At 48.7% G+C, this 16,408-nt stretch carries 18 protein-coding genes; 16 read left to right on the forward strand and 2 right to left on the reverse strand.

All coding sequences use genetic code 11. The annotated features are described in order from the left end of the window. From C1710_RS05440 to C1710_RS05505, 14 genes are all read left to right on the forward strand, one after another. Complete coding sequence (locus C1710_RS05440) at positions 1-978, forward strand: alpha-ketoacid dehydrogenase subunit beta (RefSeq protein WP_102280870.1); 978 nt, start codon at positions 1-3, stop codon at positions 976-978. A 15-nt stretch (positions 979-993) separates the two neighbouring features. Continuing rightward, the gene (locus tag C1710_RS05445) at positions 994-2,280 is read left to right on the forward strand and encodes a dihydrolipoamide acetyltransferase family protein (RefSeq protein WP_102280873.1); all 1,287 of its coding nucleotides are present in this window, start codon (positions 994-996) and stop codon (positions 2,278-2,280) included. 16 nt (positions 2,281-2,296) lie between these two features. Further along, a complete protein-coding gene (lpdA, locus tag C1710_RS05450; protein WP_102280875.1) occupies positions 2,297-3,703 on the forward strand; it encodes a dihydrolipoyl dehydrogenase in 1,407 nt (468 codons plus the stop codon). Between the two features lie 26 nt (positions 3,704-3,729). Beyond that, positions 3,730-4,749: a lipoate--protein ligase gene (locus C1710_RS05455; protein ID WP_102280877.1), complete on the forward strand. Its 1,020-nt coding sequence runs from the start codon at positions 3,730-3,732 to the stop codon at positions 4,747-4,749. A gap of 51 nt (positions 4,750-4,800) precedes the next feature. Then, entirely contained in the window at positions 4,801-5,931 is a 1,131-nt protein-coding gene (locus C1710_RS05460) for an SGNH/GDSL hydrolase family protein (RefSeq protein WP_102280879.1), read from the forward strand. Between the two features lie 19 nt (positions 5,932-5,950). Then, a complete protein-coding gene (locus C1710_RS05465) occupies positions 5,951-7,303 on the forward strand; it encodes a flavocytochrome c (protein WP_102280881.1) in 1,353 nt (450 codons plus the stop codon). Positions 7,304-7,371: 68 nt separating this feature from the next. Further along, entirely contained in the window at positions 7,372-8,787 is a 1,416-nt protein-coding gene (gene cysS, locus C1710_RS05470) for a cysteine--tRNA ligase (RefSeq protein WP_102280884.1), read from the forward strand. Position 8,788: 1 nt separating this feature from the next. After that, the gene (locus tag C1710_RS05475; protein WP_102280887.1) at positions 8,789-9,205 is read left to right on the forward strand and encodes a Mini-ribonuclease 3; all 417 of its coding nucleotides are present in this window, start codon (positions 8,789-8,791) and stop codon (positions 9,203-9,205) included. Beyond that, a complete protein-coding gene (gene rlmB / locus C1710_RS05480; RefSeq protein ID WP_102280889.1) occupies positions 9,195-9,956 on the forward strand; it encodes a 23S rRNA (guanosine(2251)-2'-O)-methyltransferase RlmB in 762 nt (253 codons plus the stop codon). The genes C1710_RS05475 and rlmB overlap by 11 nt, the downstream gene beginning before the upstream one ends. A 280-nt stretch (positions 9,957-10,236) precedes the next feature. Next, positions 10,237-10,818, forward strand: coding sequence for an RNA polymerase sigma factor (locus C1710_RS05485; RefSeq protein ID WP_102280891.1), 582 nt, complete (start codon positions 10,237-10,239; stop codon positions 10,816-10,818). 62 nt (positions 10,819-10,880) lie between these two features. After that, positions 10,881-11,030, forward strand: coding sequence for a 50S ribosomal protein L33 (gene rpmG / locus C1710_RS05490; RefSeq protein ID WP_102281770.1), 150 nt, complete (start codon positions 10,881-10,883; stop codon positions 11,028-11,030). 5 nt (positions 11,031-11,035) lie between these two features. Then, entirely contained in the window at positions 11,036-11,206 is a 171-nt protein-coding gene (gene secE, locus C1710_RS05495; protein ID WP_102280893.1) for a preprotein translocase subunit SecE, read from the forward strand. Positions 11,207-11,314: 108 nt separating this feature from the next. Next, positions 11,315-11,863 carry a transcription termination/antitermination protein NusG gene (nusG, locus tag C1710_RS05500; protein WP_102280895.1) on the forward strand — a complete coding sequence of 183 codons (549 nt, stop codon included), beginning with the start codon at positions 11,315-11,317 and terminating at the stop codon, positions 11,861-11,863. Between the two features lie 117 nt (positions 11,864-11,980). Further along, entirely contained in the window at positions 11,981-12,796 is an 816-nt protein-coding gene (locus tag C1710_RS05505) for an immunoglobulin-like domain-containing protein (protein WP_102280897.1), read from the forward strand. A 47-nt stretch (positions 12,797-12,843) separates the two neighbouring features. On the opposite strand, the gene C1710_RS05510 is transcribed toward C1710_RS05505, so the two are convergent. After that, positions 12,844-14,145, reverse strand: a complete 1,302-nt coding sequence (locus C1710_RS05510) for an ISL3 family transposase (RefSeq protein ID WP_102280900.1) — start codon at positions 14,143-14,145, stop codon at positions 12,844-12,846. Positions 14,146-14,594: 449 nt separating this feature from the next. Here C1710_RS05510 and rplK point away from each other — a divergent pair, with 449 nt between their 5' ends. Both rplK and rplA read left to right on the forward strand, forming a co-directional pair. Then, complete coding sequence (gene rplK, locus C1710_RS05515; RefSeq protein ID WP_102280902.1) at positions 14,595-15,020, forward strand: 50S ribosomal protein L11; 426 nt, start codon at positions 14,595-14,597, stop codon at positions 15,018-15,020. Between the two features lie 88 nt (positions 15,021-15,108). After that, on the forward strand, positions 15,109-15,801 hold the full coding sequence (rplA, locus tag C1710_RS05520) for a 50S ribosomal protein L1 (protein WP_102280904.1): 693 nt from the start codon (positions 15,109-15,111) through the stop codon (positions 15,799-15,801). Between the two features lie 55 nt (positions 15,802-15,856). On the opposite strand, the gene C1710_RS05525 is transcribed toward rplA, so the two are convergent. Next, positions 15,857-16,351 carry a GNAT family N-acetyltransferase gene (locus C1710_RS05525; protein WP_102280907.1) on the reverse strand — a complete coding sequence of 165 codons (495 nt, stop codon included), beginning with the start codon at positions 16,349-16,351 and terminating at the stop codon, positions 15,857-15,859. Positions 16,352-16,408: the final 57 nt, after the last annotated feature.

The raw sequence follows: 16,408 nt of genomic DNA on the forward strand, positions 1-16,408 counted from the left end.
ATGGCCAGGATGACAATGGTAAAGGCGATTACTGCCGCCTTAGATGAAGAACTCAGTCGCGATCCAAAAGTGCTGGTTTTTGGTGAAGATGTTGGTAAAAACGGTGGGGTTTTCCGGGCAACGGACAAGCTCCAAGAAAAACATGGTCAAGACCAAGTGTTTGATACACCGTTGGCCGAATCAGGGATTATTGGACTGGCAAACGGATTGGCACTCCAAGGGTTTCGCCCAGTGCCAGAATTACAGTTCTTTGGCTTCGTCTTTGAAGCCTTTGATGAAATCGCTGGTCAATTGGCGCGCGAACGCTTCCGGATGGGTGGCAGCCGCAAGATGCCGGTAACGATTCGTTCGGCGTTCGGTGGTGGTGTCAACACCCCAGAATTGCACTCTGACAGCTTTGAAGGACTGGTAGCGCAAGTGCCAGGGTTGCGAGTAGTTTGCCCAAGTGGCCCGTATGATGCCAAGGGACTGTTAATCTCTTCCATTCGCTCTGATGACCCAATCGTCTTCTTGGAACACATGAAGGCTTACCGTTCCTTCAAGGAAGAAGTTCCGGACGATGCCTATACCCTTCCGCTCGACAAGGCGGCAATTAAGCGTGAAGGTAAGGACGTGACAATCATTACCTACGGCTACATGGTTCGCGAGTCTCTGCAGGCTGCTGACCAGTTGGCTAAGGAGGGAATTGATGCCGAAGTGCTCGACTTACGAACCCTGGCACCGCTAGATGAAGATACTATCCTACAATCAGTCCGCAAGACTGGGCGGGCAGTCCTGGTCCAGGAGGCGCAGAAACAGGCAGGTGTGTCGGCCAGTGTTGCTGCATTAATTGCGGAAAAGGGGATCCTCTCACTTGATGCGCCGGTTGCCCGGGTAGCTGCGCCTGATACGCCATACCCATTTGCTCAGGCAGAAAAATCCTGGCTGCCAAATAAGCAGGACATTATCGACCAGGTTAAAGCAACTGTTCAGTTTTAAAGGCGGGGTGTACTTATGAGTGAAACATATCAATTTAAATTACCAGACATCGGCGAAGGAATCGCTGAGGGAACGGTTGGTGAATGGCACGTTAAGGTAGGCGACCAGGTAAAAGAAGATGGCGACCTGGTACAGATTGAAAACGATAAGTCTGTTGAAGAAATTCCATCGCCAGTTGACGGGAAAGTAACGAAAATTCTGGTTAAAGAAGGCGAAACGGCTGAAGTCGGTCAAGTACTGGTTGAGCTGGCTGTCGCTGATGGGCAGGGCAATGCTGAGGCAGGCGCTGCCCCTGAAGCGAAACAGGAAGAAACGCCATCCCAGACCCCATTGACAAGTGACCATTCGACGACAAATGACCAGCCAGCAACTTCGACACCAGCCACACAGGACCACCAGTTACCAGTGTTAGCGATGCCGGCAGTCCGCAAGTACGCGCGTGACCACAGTGTTGACTTATCACAAATTACTGGTAGCGGCCATCATGGGCAAATCCTGAAGGCTGACGTGGACAACTTCCTCGCCAAGGACGGGGTGGTTGATACAGCTCCAGCCAAGCCAACCGCAACGGCGACGCCAGCTCCGGCAGCTGGTGATGGTTGGCCAGAGCATGCCGAGAAGATGTCGCCAGTTCGCAAGGCGACTGCCAAGGCAATGATTAAGTCCGTCGCGGAGATTCCAATGATCAATATCTTCGATCAGGTTGACGTTGATAAACTGTGGGACCACCGCAAGAAGTATAAGCAGTTGGCAAAGAAACACGGCGTTCACCTGACCTTTATGGCCTACCTGGTGAAAGCATTGGCGGCCATCATGAAAGAATATCCGGTTTTCAATGCCAAAGTCGACATGGCAAATCACGAGATTCATTACCGCGACTACGTCAACGTGGGGATTGCCACCGATACCGACCACGGACTTTACGTCCCAAATGTCAAGCATGCTGACACGAAGAGCCTCTTTGAAATTGCCGGGGAGATTATGGACAACACCCAGGTTGCTAAGGATGGTAAGCTGAGTCACGACCAAATGGCCCATACCGGGATGACTATCAGTAACATTGGCTCAATCGGTGGTGGTTTCTTTACACCGCTGATTAACTGGCCGGAAGTTGCCATTCTTGGAATGGGGCGGATTGCCGACGAACCGGTAGCTAAGGATGGCCGCGTGACAGTTGCTAAGGTGCTCAAACTATCGTTGACGGTTGACCACCGAATTATCGATGGCGGGACTGCTCAACGGGCGATGAACCGCCTGAAAGAGTTACTGGCCGATCCCGAATTGTTACTGATGGAAGCCTAGTGAGGAGTGATGGTTGATGGTTGTTGGTGATTTCGCAATTGACTTAGACACCGTGGTGATCGGGGCAGGCCCCGGCGGTTATGTGGCTGCCATCCACGCTGCTGAACTCGGGCAGAAGGTAACCGTGATTGAACGAGAATTTCTCGGTGGGGTCTGCTTGAATGTTGGCTGTATCCCGTCCAAGGCGTTGATTCAGGTCGGTCATAACTACCAAACGGCACTTAATTCTGCTGCGATGGGGATTGAAGGAAAAGACGTCCGCTTTGACATGGCGAAGGCCCACGAGTTTAAAAACAAAGTAGTTCGCCAGATGACTAGTGGGGTGGGTTATCTGTTCAAGAAACATCACATTGACGTCATCTGGGGCAACGCCTTTTTAAAAGACGACCATAGTTTACGGGTGATCAAGGATGAGAAGGCCCAAACTTACACCTTTAAACACCTTATTCTTGCCACCGGTAGTCATCCGGTAGAAATACCGCACTTTCAGTTTGGTGGCCGGGTGCTGGATTCCACTGGTACCCTGGATTTGACTACTGTCCCCAATGAGCTGGTTATTATCGGTGGTGGGTACATCGGTTGTGAACTGGCCGGTGCCTATGCAAACTACGGTTCCCACATAACGATTCTGGAAGGAATGCCAGAAATCATGTCGAACTACGAGTCTGATTTGGTCAAGGTGGTCCAGAAAGACTTTGCGGACCATAATGTTGACATTGTTACTGGTGCAATGGCCAAGAATTCGACTGATGCTGGTGATCACGTTGAAGTAGTTTATACTAAGGATGACCAAGAACACCGCATTAACGCCGATTACGTAGTGGTTGCCGTTGGCCGGAAGCCTAATACGAAGGACATGGGACTGGAGCAAGCTGGGATTGAAGTCGATGACCACGGCTTGATTAAGGTTGATGCCCAGGGAAGGACTAACCAGGCTAATATCTTTGCAATTGGCGATATCGTTCCGGGCGCGGCACTGGCTCATAAGGCTTCTTATGAAGGAAAAGTTGCTGCCGAAGCGATCGCGGGGATGAAGTCAGTCGTAGACTACCATGCCATGCCGGCTGTCTGTTATGTGAATACACCAATTGCGACGACCGGCTTAACCGCCAAACAAGCAACTGACCAGGGGATGACAGTTAAAACTGCCCAGTTCCCGTTTATGGCCAACGGCCGCGCGGTTTCGATGAACCAGGCTACTGGTTTTGTCCGGATGGTTTACCAGGACGACGAAAACAAGCAGCTTGTTGGTGCACAAATTGTCGGCCCGGATGCTGCTGACCTCATTAGTGAAATGACGTTAGCAATTGAATGTGGTTGCACCGTGGAAGACGTAGCGTTAACTATCCATCCTCACCCAAGCCTCTCAGAGGCCTTGATGGACTGTGCTGATGTCGGCTTAGGAATGCCAACAAACATCTAACTGCCGAGAAATAAAGGGGAGAAAAGATGAAATACCTTGCAATGAAGTCGAACGATATTCGGGTCAATTTGGCCACTGAAGAATACCTAATGAACAGCGATGAAATGCCGGTCCCGTTTATGCTGTTCTACATTGAAAAGCCCTGCATTATTGTCGGACGCAACCAGAATACTCTCGAGGAGATTAACCAACAGTACTGCGAGAAACACCATATTACTGTTACCCGACGCTTATCGGGTGGCGGAGCAATGTACCAGGACCTTGGCAACCTCTGCTTCAGTTTCGTCGTGCCGGCTAAGGACCAGCGCTTTGGCGACTTTAAAAAGCTTGTTCAGCCGGTGGTAGCAGCGCTTAACCAAATGGGCGCGACGGCGGCGACGGTTACTGGTCGCAACGACATCGTAATTGATGGGCGGAAGTTTTCCGGTAATGCGATGTATTCACGACAAGGCAAAACTTTTTCCCACGGCACCTTAATGTACGACGTCAACACTGACGCGGTTGCTGGCGCCCTTCACGTGGCTAAGGATAAGATTTCATCGAAGGGAATTAAATCAGTTCGTTCCCGGGTTACCAATATTCGCCAGTACCTTGCTCCAGAGTTTCAGCATCTCACGACGGCCGAGTTTCGTGATGAACTAATTAAGCGTATTTGGCAGGTGCCAACGCTGGAGGAAGCCCGGGTTAATGAGTATCAACTGACGGATAAGGATAAAGCGGCTATTCAACAGTTGGTCAAACAACGTTATGCTAACTGGGACTGGGTTTATGGTAAGTCGCCAGAATTTACTGTGAAAAAGCGGCAACACTTTGATGCCGGAACAATCGATGCGCGTTATCAAGTAGAAGCCGGTAAGATTGTTGCGGCTCACTTGTATGGTGACTTTTTTGGCACTGGTGACGTTAACGAGGTTGCTCAGGCATTGGTAGGGCTTGATTATGAACCTGCAGCCATTAGCAACGCCCTGCGGCAATTCGACTTGCAACGGTACTTTTTAGGAATTCCCGACGAGCAAGTTATTAGCTTGCTCTCTCAGCAACAATAAAAATAAACAACGGGTCGCGTGAAAGCGCGGCCTTTTTTGAAGGTGTTAAATATGAAGAACTGGCAATGGGCAGCGGTATCGACTTGTGACAATTTTTCATCCCTGCCATTTAAGCTTCCCCAGTTGAGCCAGCTCGTTAAGCTGACGGTAGGGATTAGCGGCTCATCAATTCGGTTGAGCTTAGCTAACCGCTATGGGGATAACAACTTGGTATTCAACCAGGTACTGGTAGCTGATAACCCGCAAATGACTAACGGGCAAGTGGTAACTACTGCCCGCCATTCGACCATCGTCGTGCCCGCGGGCCAGGTCTTGGTCACCGATTCAATCGCGTATAGTGCTACAGCGGGCCAGCCCATTTACGTGCAGATGGTGGCCAGGCGAGCGCAAACTTACGCAGACTTTGCGAATACTTACGATCCCCGAATGGTCAACGGCACTTATGGCAGGACGGCCCAACTCCTTCCGCTACTGCCGACTGGTTACGCTGCTCGTAAGGGGTGGTTTTGTCTGGAGGGAGTGCAGGTTTTTAGTAATGATTTGCCACTAAAAGTTAAGCTGACGGGAGATTCGCTCGCGGAAATGGGGATGGTAGCGACCAACCTCGTTAGCCAACTTCACAAACGCAGCGGACGGCCAGTTGTCCTCATTAATACGGCTGTATCCGGTAGTCGGTTATTAAACGATGCCCCGTTAGACGAACCCCTCTTTGCAACTTTTGGGCAGAGCCTCTTGCACCGTTTGGCGAAACCACGGTGGATGGCGGATGTTACCGTCGCCCTTACTGGCAGCAACGACTTGGTCTTGCCTTTCTGGAGTCATGATGCCTACTTGCCGACGAGCCAACAGCTGGTAAACGGCGTTGATAATTTATCACGGTTGGTAGCTCAACAGGGAAGTCGGTTGGTGATGACCACCATCCCGCCATTTGATCTTCACTTGCCGGCCAGTCAAGCGGCTGTTAGCAGACACCTCGATGAAGTGCGCTTCCATATTAACCAACAGTTAGTTAAACGACCATTTGTGGTCAACGTTGAACCGCTGGTGGGTGCTAATGGTCGTTTGAGACCGTCAGCTGATTTCGGTGACCAGCTTCATTATTCGCCAGCAGGGGCAATTTTGGTCGCAAGCGCACTTTTCGACTGGATTGATGATAAAATGACGATATCAAATAACGGTTAACGATGAAAAGGAGCGGACAATGAATCAGGGAGAACAGTATGATGTACTGGTAATTGGTGCTGGTGGCGCTGGGATGACGGCGGCCCTGCAGGCCAGCGAATTAGGGGCCAGTGTAATGGTTATCGAAAAAGAACCCAAGATCGGCGGCAACACTAACCGCGCCTCATCCGGGATGAACGCGGCGGAGTCTGATGTTCAGTTGCAGCACGGCATCGTGGATTCTATGACTTCCTTTTATCAGGAGACCTTTCAGGGCGGTGGCCGCTTAAATGATCCTGAAATGTTGCGCTTTTTCGTCGAACATGCGCCGCTAGCGGTTGAGTGGCTGGCCAAGCGACAGTTGCCACTGACGGATTTGACTATTACTGGGGGAATGAGCTGCCCACGAACCCACCGTCCCCAGTCAACGGCACCCATCGGCAACTACCTGGTCCGCGGTTTAGCCGACCAGTTGAAAAAACGGCAAGTACCGTTGCTAACTGGTACGCGCGTTAGCAAATTAATCGTCGCGGAAGGGCGGGTTGCTGGTGTGGAAGTGGAACGTCACGGACAAAAACAATCGATCAAGGCTCAAGCGGTGGTATTAGCGACCGGCGGCTTTGGTGCCAATGCCCGCCTGATTAGTTGGATGCGGCCTGATTTAAGTGGTTTAAAGACTACCAACCAGGCTGGAGCAACTGGTGATGGTTTACGGTTAGCAGAACGGGTAGGAGCAGCAGTTCGTGATTTGTCCTTTATCCAGGTCCACCCGACGGTGCAACAGGATCAGGCCCACACTTATTTGATTGGTGAAGCAGTGCGTGGCGAAGGAGCGATCCTGGTCAATCAGCAAGGACGCCGCTTTGTGAACGAAATGTCAACGAGGCGGGTAGTAAGCGAAGCAATCTTCGCTTTGCTAACCAAGAGTGCCTGGCTGATTTTCGACCAAGCAGTCCGGCAGCGGGTGAAGGCCGTAGACTTCTACTGCTCGGTTGGCCTTGTAAAGCAGGCGGATGGTCTTCAGAATTTGGCACAGCAAATTGGCGCTGATGAAACCCAGCTGACTCAAACAGTTCAGGAGTGGAACCAAACGGTTGGTAAAAACTTACCAGATGAGTATCAGCGGACAACGGGGCGTCACCAAGTAGTGAAGGCGCCATTTTACGCTATCCATGTCGCTCCCGCCATTCACTACACCATGGGTGGCTTGCACACTGACCCGCAAACACGGGTCTTGAACGAAAATGGTCAGGCAATTGGCGGACTTTACGCTGCTGGGGAAGTTGTCGGCGGTCTTCACGGCAATAACCGCCTGGGCGGCAATTCAATTGCTGAAACGCTGGTCTTTGGTCGCCAAGCGGGTATTCAAGCGGTGGCTGACCAGCGCCATTAAACCGTCACCGGCCTAGATAACTGGTTGTGTTAAAATGAGCTTACTAGCAAAGAAAAGGAGCACCGCAAATGCTGAAGATTTATAACACGCTGACCCGTCAAAAAGAAGAGTTTAAGCCGCTTGTTCCCGGTCAGGTCAGCATGTACGTTTGTGGTCCAACGGTCTACAACTACATTCATATTGGTAACGGGCGAAGCGCTGTCGCCTTTGATACGGTCCGGCGTTACCTGGAATTTAAAGGCTACCATGTGAAGTACGTGTCTAACTTCACGGACGTGGATGATAAGATGATCCGGGAAGCTAAGGCGGAGGGAATTACCGTCCCTGAACTCGCTAAACGTTTTATTGCGGCTTTTATGGAAGACACGAAGGCCCTCAACATCGAGCCAGCAACTATGCACCCGCGGGCTACAGACAACATCGCTGAGATTATTGCCTTTGTGAAGACCTTGGTAGCTAAGGGGTACGCCTACGAGGCAGACGGGGATGTTTATTACCGTGCTCGTCGCTTTGCCGATTATGGCGAACTGTCAGGCCAGTCGCTGGATGACTTAGAAGCGGGGGCCAGTGATCACGTTACTACCGATGAGATGGCCAAAAAGGAAGATCCGCTGGATTTTGCCTTGTGGAAGGCAGCCAAGCCTGGTGAAATTAGCTGGAATTCGCCATGGGGAAAGGGCCGACCAGGTTGGCACATTGAGTGTTCAGTGATGAGCACCAAGTACCTGGGAAAGACAATTGACATTCATGGGGGCGGGCAGGACCTGGAATTTCCGCACCACGAAAACGAAATTGCTCAGAGTGAAGCCGCAACGGGGCAGCAATTTGTTCGTTACTGGATGCACAACGGCTTTGTGACGATTGGTGAAGATAACGAAAAAATGAGTAAATCGCTCCACAACTTCGTCACCGTTCACGACATGGTGAAAAAGATTGATCCGCAAGTTTTGCGTTTCAGTATGTCTACGACCCAGTACCGGCGGCCAATCCAATTCTCCCGGACGGCATTACAGGATGCAGCGAATAACCTGAAGCACATTAAGACAGCCATTCGCAACTTGGCCTACCGGCAAAAGGACGCGGTTTCTGGTTCTGATGTCCAGGTTAACCAGCAGGTTAAATCCTTCGAAAAGCAGTTTGTTGCGGCGATGGATGACGACTTTAACGTTCAAAACGGGATTGCTGTGGTCTACGAACTGGTTAAATTTGCCAACGTTTATGCTGAGCACAATACCGTGAAAAAAGCGGCATTGATTGAATTAACAACTGAAATTCAGCGATTGATGACGGTATTTGGAATTGAGCTAAGCTCGCCAACCGAAGAGACGATCGATGATGACCAGATCAAGGTCCTGATTGAAGAACGGAACAACGCGCGGGCCGCAAAGGACTTTCAGCGGAGTGATGAAATCCGGGATGAACTAAAGGCCAAGGGAATTATCCTGGAAGATACACCGCAAGGAACGCGGTTTAGGAAGGAATAAGATGCCAGAAGCAAAGGATTACCAACAAGTTAACGGAATTGCGCTTGCCTACCTCGGTGACGCAGTTTACGAAGTCTACATCCGTCAACACCTGTTACACGAGGGGATGACCAAACCGACTAAGCTGCAGCGGCGGGCTACCCACTTTGTGTCGGCTAAGGCCCAGGCAGCACTTGTTGAACTGATGGAACAAGATGAAATACTGTCGGCTGAAGAATGGCGCTATTTTAAGCGTGGCCGCAATGCTAATAGCCACACTCACGCTAAACATACCTCTGTTTTGACGTACCGTATTTCGACGGGCTTTGAAGCCTTGTTTGGCTACCTTAAGTTAGCGGGACAGGCGGCGCGGATTGATGAGTTAGCGCAGTGGTGTATTGATCAAGTGGAAGCGGGGCGGACTGAACATGAAGAATAAGCAAGAAGGGACAGATGACTTTATTATTGGTCGTCATCCAGCGATCGCCGCATTAAAGTCAACTGACCAGGAGATCAATAAAGTCTTCTTACAGTCCGGTCTGCGGGCCGGGGCGATTGGCGAAATTATTAAGCTGGCAAAGAAGCGTCACCTAGTAGTTACTAATGTGCCGAAAGCGAAGCTCGACCGGCTGGTCAACCACGAAAACCACCAGGGAGTGGTTCTAGCGGTGGCCGCTTACCAGTATGCGACCATTGATGACTTGTTTGAACGGGCAGCACAGCGTGATGAGTCACCGTTTTTCGTCATTCTGGACCAACTGGCGGACCCGCACAATTTGGGGTCAATCTTACGAACAGCGGATGCGGCCGGCGTTCACGGGGTGATCATTCCGAAGCGGCGGTCAGTTGGTTTGACTTCAGTTGTCGCTAAAACAGCTGCCGGCGCGTTGGAACACGTTCCGGTAGCCAGGGTTAATAACTTAGTGCAGGCTGCTGAAGAACTTAAAGAGCGCGGCGTCTGGCTGTTCGGTACCGATATGAAGGGCACGGACTACCGGCGTTGGGATGCTAAGGGAGCCTCGGCTGTAGTTATTGGCAATGAAGGCAAGGGAATCTCCCCATTAATGAAGAAGACCTGTGATGAAATGCTGACGATTCCGATGGTCGGACACGTTCAAAGCTTAAATGCGAGTGTGGCTGCCAGTCTATTAATTTATCAGGGATTCAGTAGTCGTCACCCTTTGGATTAAGAAAAATATTTAACACGGCTCCGTTTCAATAGGGCCGTGTTTTTGTTAGTTTTTAGTCAATTCAACTTGGCCCAATGACAAAATTTAGCTTGTAACTAGACCAATGATCTGTTATTTTAATAACTGTCATGAAGGCGGTCACATTGCTTTGATTACAATGCGGAGAACCTTTAATAGTGTCTTTGATGAAGAGATGTTGTGATGAAACCCTTTCACGGATTTCTTTGGATGACCAGTCAAGCCATGAATAATTTTTATTGGAGAGGATTGGTCTTTTATTATGAATTTGAGATCTTTCATCGAAGAAAATCAGGATGAGTTGACGTTGATTAGCGGTGCTAAGTTTGGTGACCGCCAATGCATTAAGGAGTTGTTTGAGCGTTACGAACCACTGGTAAAAAAACAGTGGCATAACAATAAAATTTGCACGTACGACTATGACGACTGGCGGCAGGAAGCATGGATCACCATGATGCGGGTTGTTAGCCAGTACCATGCTGACACGATGGTTCGCTTCTGCTGGTTTTACAAGCGCGCCTTGATTAACCGGGCTCGTGATTTATACCGTAGTCAGTCAGCAAGCAAGCGGATACCATCAGAAATTACTAGTAGTATTAGTGAAGCGGAAGAGCAGTACCTATACGAACGGGGAACTTACGGTGAGCCAGGAAAAGTAGTAATGGTACGCGAACGTTTCCACCAATTACTGGCCAGTTGTTCTCAACTGGAAGCCGAAGTTTTCATTTTATGGATTCACGGCTACGCAATTAATGAAATTGCGGTGAAAGTAGAATGCCAGCCCAACCAAGCAACTGCCGCGCTGGCTCGTGCCCGTAAAAAGGCGCGCGACCTCGCTGAATGAGGGGGATAGTTGAAAAAGACCGGCTAAACGTGATAAGCTATTTCTCGTGTGGAGGTGGGATGATGAGTAAAAGAAAAGTAGCGCTGGAATGTACTAAGTGCGGCGCTCATAACTATGTCACAACCACCAGTTCGAATGAGACGCAGCGTCTGACGCTACGAAAGTTTTGCAAGCATTGTGGAGAGTATACGATCCACCGTGAAGCGAGGTAGGAAACTTGAAGTTTATCAAGAGTGTTTTTCATGAAATGCACCTAGTTGTTTGGCCAACAGCAAAGGAAAACCGGAGAGACACATCGATCGTCATTTCCTTAACGATCTTTTTCATTCTCTTTTTTGCGCTGGTCGACTGGATCATTAAGAGCGGTATGTTACTATTTGTCAAGTAGCGGTGGCAGTGAACGCCGTTATCTGCTATAATCATGGCAGGTCGAAACTTCGTGTGATGCGAAGTTTTTTATTTTGGTAAAGTTTACGAAAATAACGAGGAGAAAATAGTGGAAACAAATGAAAAGCGTTGGTACGTGCTACACACGTACTCTGGTTATGAAAACCGTGTCAAAAGCAATCTCTTGTCTCGTGTTCAGTCGATGAACATGCAGGACTACATTTTTGACGTAGTCGTTCCGGAAGAAACGGTTCGCTCCGTCAAGGACGGCGAAGCGAAGGAAACTGTTGAAAAGACGTTCCCTGGTTACGTGATGGTTCAAATGATTATGACGGATCAGGCATGGTACATTGCGCGGAACACTCCTGGTGTCACCGGCTTTCTGGGTTCACACGGTGGTGGGTCTAAGCCAACACCACTGCTGCCAGAAGAAGTTGACCGGATTATGAAACGGATGGGTGAAGACGTTCCACAAACCGATATTGATGTTAACGTTGGTGATGAGGTGAAGATCATTGCCGGACCATTTGCTGACTTAACTGGGAAAGTCACTGAAGTGGACCACGAAAAGATGAAATTACGGGTTGACATCGACATGTTTGGCCGCTCGACTTCTACTGAATTGGGCTTTAATCAGATTGACAGTGTAAGTGACTAAGCTGACAAAGCGGGCTTTAAAGCCCGCTTTTCTTAGATATAATAAATCTTTTTTAAGGTCATTGCTTTTTTAGTACGAAAAGGGTAACCTGAACGTGACTTTGATGGAGGTGCAGTTATGAAACCAAACATTAGTACTCAGCGTAATATTCTGGACTGGCCGCTAGATCGCGACCTCACCGACGTAGAAATTATTCAACGTCTGGGAGTATATGCTACTGACGAAAATGGTAAGGACATTACGGAGAGTATTTCTGTTAACCGGACACAGGTTAACTTTCGGCAAAAGGGGACCTACCAGGTAGTCCTCACGGCGGTGGACCAACATGGGAACACGGTCACCAAAAGCATTGAAGCTGATGTTGCGCCAATGAGAAGCGGCAGTCAGACTAGTGGGGAGCAGACAATGAAGAACAACCAAAAGAAGAAAAAGGGACACAAGGGCCTTATCGCGGTCGTTGTTATTATCATCATCTTGCTGGCAGTCTTCTTTGGCGTTCGCAGCCACCAGCGCAATGTCGCTCAGCAACGAACGAACGAGTCTCAATCGAGTCAACTGAAGCAAAATTCGAGCCAGCTTAAGCAAAACTCGAGTAGTATCAAGCACCTGAGCAGTGAGAATGCAAAGCTGGCTAAACAGTTAGCAGCACTAACGGGTGCGGTGGCCCAGTACGAAAAGGATCACAATCAGCAGAATCTGAGAGACCGCCTCAGCAACTTGGAACAGCAAAATAACGACTTGAAAAACCAACTGAGCCAGTCAGGTCAAGAAAAGGTTCAAGTGATTACTGATACGGCGCGTAATATTTCCCAAAACCCTAGTCAGGCTAAGCAGGACGTTCAGCAGTTAAAGCAAGATTCCCGCTTTGATGGTTTGTGGGGACGGTTGACGAGTCAGGTGAAGGACTGGTTGGACAACCTATCAAATAACTAGTGAATTATGGCTCTTTGTCAAATCCTGTTGACAGGTAAGAATCAGGCCTAAGCGGCTTGATTCTTTTTTTGTGCCATTTGGCGGAAATGAATGCGATAGACCAAGTGATTGTAATTTCTGAAACCAAAAGCAGTGCGTTGAATTTGTTTAATCATCCGATTGATCCCCTCAATGGTCCCGTTACTGTAGTCAAATCGTGAGGCGTTAAGGACGTACATGAGATTATGTCTGAGGGTGTGTAAAACAGCGGTCATCTGCGGACTAAGCTCGGTGCCCGGATAGAGACTTTCGGTCAGTTGATCGAGATTACGTTGCTTAAGATTTTGCATAACATTTTGGAGAAACTGGTAGTCGGCTCGTAAGCGATCATTAATAGCCAAACCTAAATCCACGCGCTCGCCACTGGTCACCTTCTGACGAAGGTGACGATCATAATATTCATGCTCGTAAGAAAGATTCGTCGCAGATTTGAGATAGAGTTGCCAGCTAAACTTTAACAGTCGGTACTGGCGACTGGCTTTCGGAAATTGTTTCATGGCTTGGGCCCGATACTGATTGAAAGCACGAGTCATCATGGCAATAATATGGAAACGATCGATAATAATTTCGGCGCGGGGGAACAAGCGACGAGCGATGTCTTGGTAGTAACTGTTTAAGTCCATTGAAATGGTTTTTACCCGGGATCTTTCCGCAGGAGTGAAGCTTAGAAAATAGTTCTCAATTGTCCGCTTAAAGCGATCCGGCAGGATCGTTTGAATACGATGGTGATCGTTGTCAATACAGATAAAGTGCAGTTGACGATGAACACCCCGGAACTCGTCCATCGCGAGATTAGTAGGCAACTGGTGTTGGTGTAATGGAGCGATGGAGCGACTTGCGTCTAAATAACGCAGGACCGTACTTGATGAAACCGTATTGTCACGGGCAATACTTTCCAGGGTGCGATCATCTTGAAAACTCATGATCGCCTTAGCCCTAACCTTATTAGCGATGTGACAGTATTTACGGACTACATTCGATTGAGCCATAAAAGTTCGTCGACAATCTTTACAACGTAGGCGTTGCTTATGGATTCGTAGAAACACCGGATGACTGGCGTCATCGGTGGTAAAAATAGTTTGTACCGTAGAATACCCAAACTTTACTAGGCGGCGGTGATGACAGTTGGGGCAAGTGATTAGCTGATTGCGAAGCTTAAATTCGTAGATCCGACATTTACGAATATCAGGTTGAAGCTTTTTGCGAGTACCCTTAGCCAAATTAATAAAGGCATAGAAATAATCCATCAAAATAAGATTGGAGTCTTTCATTCCTAGTGCAAAACAGATAGAATCATTATTAGGAGTCATCCTGAATCATCCTTTCGATAGAAGCTATTTGGTCGTAGATTTTTCCTGAAGGGAGTCAGTGATGGCTCCCTTTTTGTACGAAAAAATCCCATTAACAGATNCTAGTGCAAAACAGATAGAATCATTATTAGGAGTCATCCTGAATCATCCTTTCGATAGAAGCTATTTGGTCGTAGATTTTTCCTGAAGGGAGTCAGTGATGGCTCCCTTTTTGTACGAAAAAATCCCGTTAACAGATTACCACGTTGGCAATCCATCAACAGGATTTAGTGTAGAGCCTGAATTATGAGTGCCGGTGGGTTCCCCACCGGTTTTCTTTTCCAGTGAAGATGATTGCTCTTTAAGTAAAAATGTGATAGTCTACTAAAGTATGTGTTTGACATACTGTGGGAGGGGTAAATTTCAAGACCCCATCATGACCACATCACAGACTAAGGAGGTTATGTCTCGTGGCAAAGAAAGTTGCAAACATTGTCAAGTTGCAAATCCCTGCTGGTGCAGCTACTCCTGCACCGCCAGTTGGTCCTGCTTTAGGGCAAGCTGGTATCAACATCATGGGCTTTACGAAGGAATTCAACGCCCGGACTGCTGATCAAAAGGGGATGCTGATCCCGGTTGTTATTACGGTTTATGAGGATCGTTCATTCGACTTCATCACTAAGACTCCGCCGGCATCAGTTCTGTTGAAGAAGGCCGCTGGTGTTCAACACGGTTCCGGTGAACCTAACACGAAGAAGGTTGCCAAGGTAACCAAGGACCAAGTTAAGGAAATCGCCGAAACTAAGATGCAAGATCTAAACGCAGCTGACGTTGAAGCAGCGATGCGCATGATTGAAGGTACTGCTCGTAGCATGGGCTTCGAAGTCGAAGGCTAAAGCGATACCGGACGGTTTCACGAAAGTGTAACTGTCTCAAGTGGGAGGTAACTCCGTTCGACCACAATTGCAAGGAGGAATACTACAGATGGCTAAAAAACGTGGTAAGAAGTACCAAGATGCACTGAAGAAGGTTGACAGCAGCAAAGCTTACGCTGTCAAGGATGCAGTGCAGTTAGTTAAGGATATTGATTTTGCTAACTTTGACTCAACTGTTGAAGTAGCATTTAAGCTGAACCTGGACACTAAGCAGGCTGACCAACAGCTTCGTGGCGCTGTTGTGCTGCCAAACGGGACTGGTAAGGACCAGACTGTTATCGTGTTTGCTAAGGGTGAAAAGGCTAAGGCTGCTCAGGAAGCTGGCGCTGACTTTGTTGGTGACGCTGACTTGGCAGAAAAGATTCAAGATGGCTGGTTGGACTTTGACGTGGCAATCGCTACGCCAGACATGATGCCAACTGTTGGTCGTCTGGGCCGCATCCTCGGGCCTAAGGGTCTGATGCCAAACCCAAAGACTGGGACGGTAACGATGGACGTTGCTCAGGCTGTTTCTGATGCCAAGGCTGGTCAAGTTACTTACCGGACTGACCGCGACGGTAACGTTGCTGTTCCGTTTGGGAAGGCTTCATTCGACACTGACAAGCTGGTTGAAAACCTGAAGACGCTGGCAGACATCGTCATTAAGGCTCGTCCAGCATCAGTTAAGGGCACTTACATTCAACATGTTTCGATTGCCTCAACGTTCGGCCCGAGCGTTGAAATCGATCTGGACACATTCTAATAGTGTTCTAAACAGATGAAAGACCGCTTCTTTTGTGAAGCGGCCTTTTTTGTGGCTAGAAGTTTTTCAGGTAAGTCTCAAGTGAGCGAAATTCACCCCGAATGTGAGAAATGTTTGTTAATTCGCCGGCATAATGGTAATCATTTTGCTTGAACAGCTGCTGGCTGGGCTGGTTGCGTTCATAAATATAGGCAACGATCGTCTTAATACCCAGCTGGGGTGCCTGACGGTCAATAAAGTGCAAAGTAGTGGTCCCGAGGTGCTGATGCTGGAAGTGGTTATCAATGTAGAGTGAGATCTCGGCTGACTGAGAAAAGTTGGGATGCGGCCAAAAAGTTGGTAAGCCGACCCAGCCGACTACCTGGCCACCTTTTTCAATCACCCATAACGGATGGTGGTTGTCAAACGAGTTGAACCATCTTTGTCGACTAGCAACAGTTTGTTGTTTATCATCATCGGTTGCGATTCCGTGGATAACTGCCTGGTTATAGATCTCCACTATCCGCGATAGGTCGGCAGCAGTGGCACGACGCCAAATAATTTCTGCCATATTTTCATCTCCTTAACTTCTCCATTATGATGTTTTGTGGGAAATTCAACAAGGGGA

The organism is [Lactobacillus] timonensis (genome assembly GCF_900240275.1).
In the GTDB taxonomy this organism is placed as follows: Bacteria; Bacillota; Bacilli; order Lactobacillales; family Lactobacillaceae; genus Limosilactobacillus; species Limosilactobacillus timonensis.

Bases quoted from the DNA above. Each gene is read 5' to 3' on its own strand.
- C1710_RS05440 (WP_102280870.1), top strand. From the start codon at position 1: ATGGCCAGGATGACAATGGTAAAGGCGATTACTGCCGCCTTAGATGAA.
- C1710_RS05445 (WP_102280873.1), top strand. From the start codon at position 994: ATGAGTGAAACATATCAATTTAAATTACCAGACATCGGCGAAGGAATC.
- lpdA (WP_102280875.1), top strand. From the start codon at position 2,297: ATGGTTGTTGGTGATTTCGCAATTGACTTAGACACCGTGGTGATCGGG.
- C1710_RS05455 (WP_102280877.1), top strand. From the start codon at position 3,730: ATGAAATACCTTGCAATGAAGTCGAACGATATTCGGGTCAATTTGGCC.
- C1710_RS05460 (WP_102280879.1), top strand. From the start codon at position 4,801: ATGAAGAACTGGCAATGGGCAGCGGTATCGACTTGTGACAATTTTTCA.
- C1710_RS05465 (WP_102280881.1), top strand. From the start codon at position 5,951: ATGAATCAGGGAGAACAGTATGATGTACTGGTAATTGGTGCTGGTGGC.
- cysS (WP_102280884.1), top strand. From the start codon at position 7,372: ATGCTGAAGATTTATAACACGCTGACCCGTCAAAAAGAAGAGTTTAAG.
- C1710_RS05475 (WP_102280887.1), top strand. From the start codon at position 8,789: ATGCCAGAAGCAAAGGATTACCAACAAGTTAACGGAATTGCGCTTGCC.
- rlmB (WP_102280889.1), top strand. From the start codon at position 9,195: ATGAAGAATAAGCAAGAAGGGACAGATGACTTTATTATTGGTCGTCAT.
- C1710_RS05485 (WP_102280891.1), top strand. From the start codon at position 10,237: ATGAATTTGAGATCTTTCATCGAAGAAAATCAGGATGAGTTGACGTTG.
- rpmG (WP_102281770.1), top strand. From the start codon at position 10,881: ATGAGTAAAAGAAAAGTAGCGCTGGAATGTACTAAGTGCGGCGCTCAT.
- C1710_RS05505 (WP_102280897.1), top strand. From the start codon at position 11,981: ATGAAACCAAACATTAGTACTCAGCGTAATATTCTGGACTGGCCGCTA.
- C1710_RS05510 (WP_102280900.1), bottom strand. From the start codon at position 14,145: ATGACTCCTAATAATGATTCTATCTGTTTTGCACTAGGAATGAAAGAC.
- rplA (WP_102280904.1), top strand. From the start codon at position 15,109: ATGGCTAAAAAACGTGGTAAGAAGTACCAAGATGCACTGAAGAAGGTT.
- C1710_RS05525 (WP_102280907.1), bottom strand. From the start codon at position 16,351: ATGGCAGAAATTATTTGGCGTCGTGCCACTGCTGCCGACCTATCGCGG.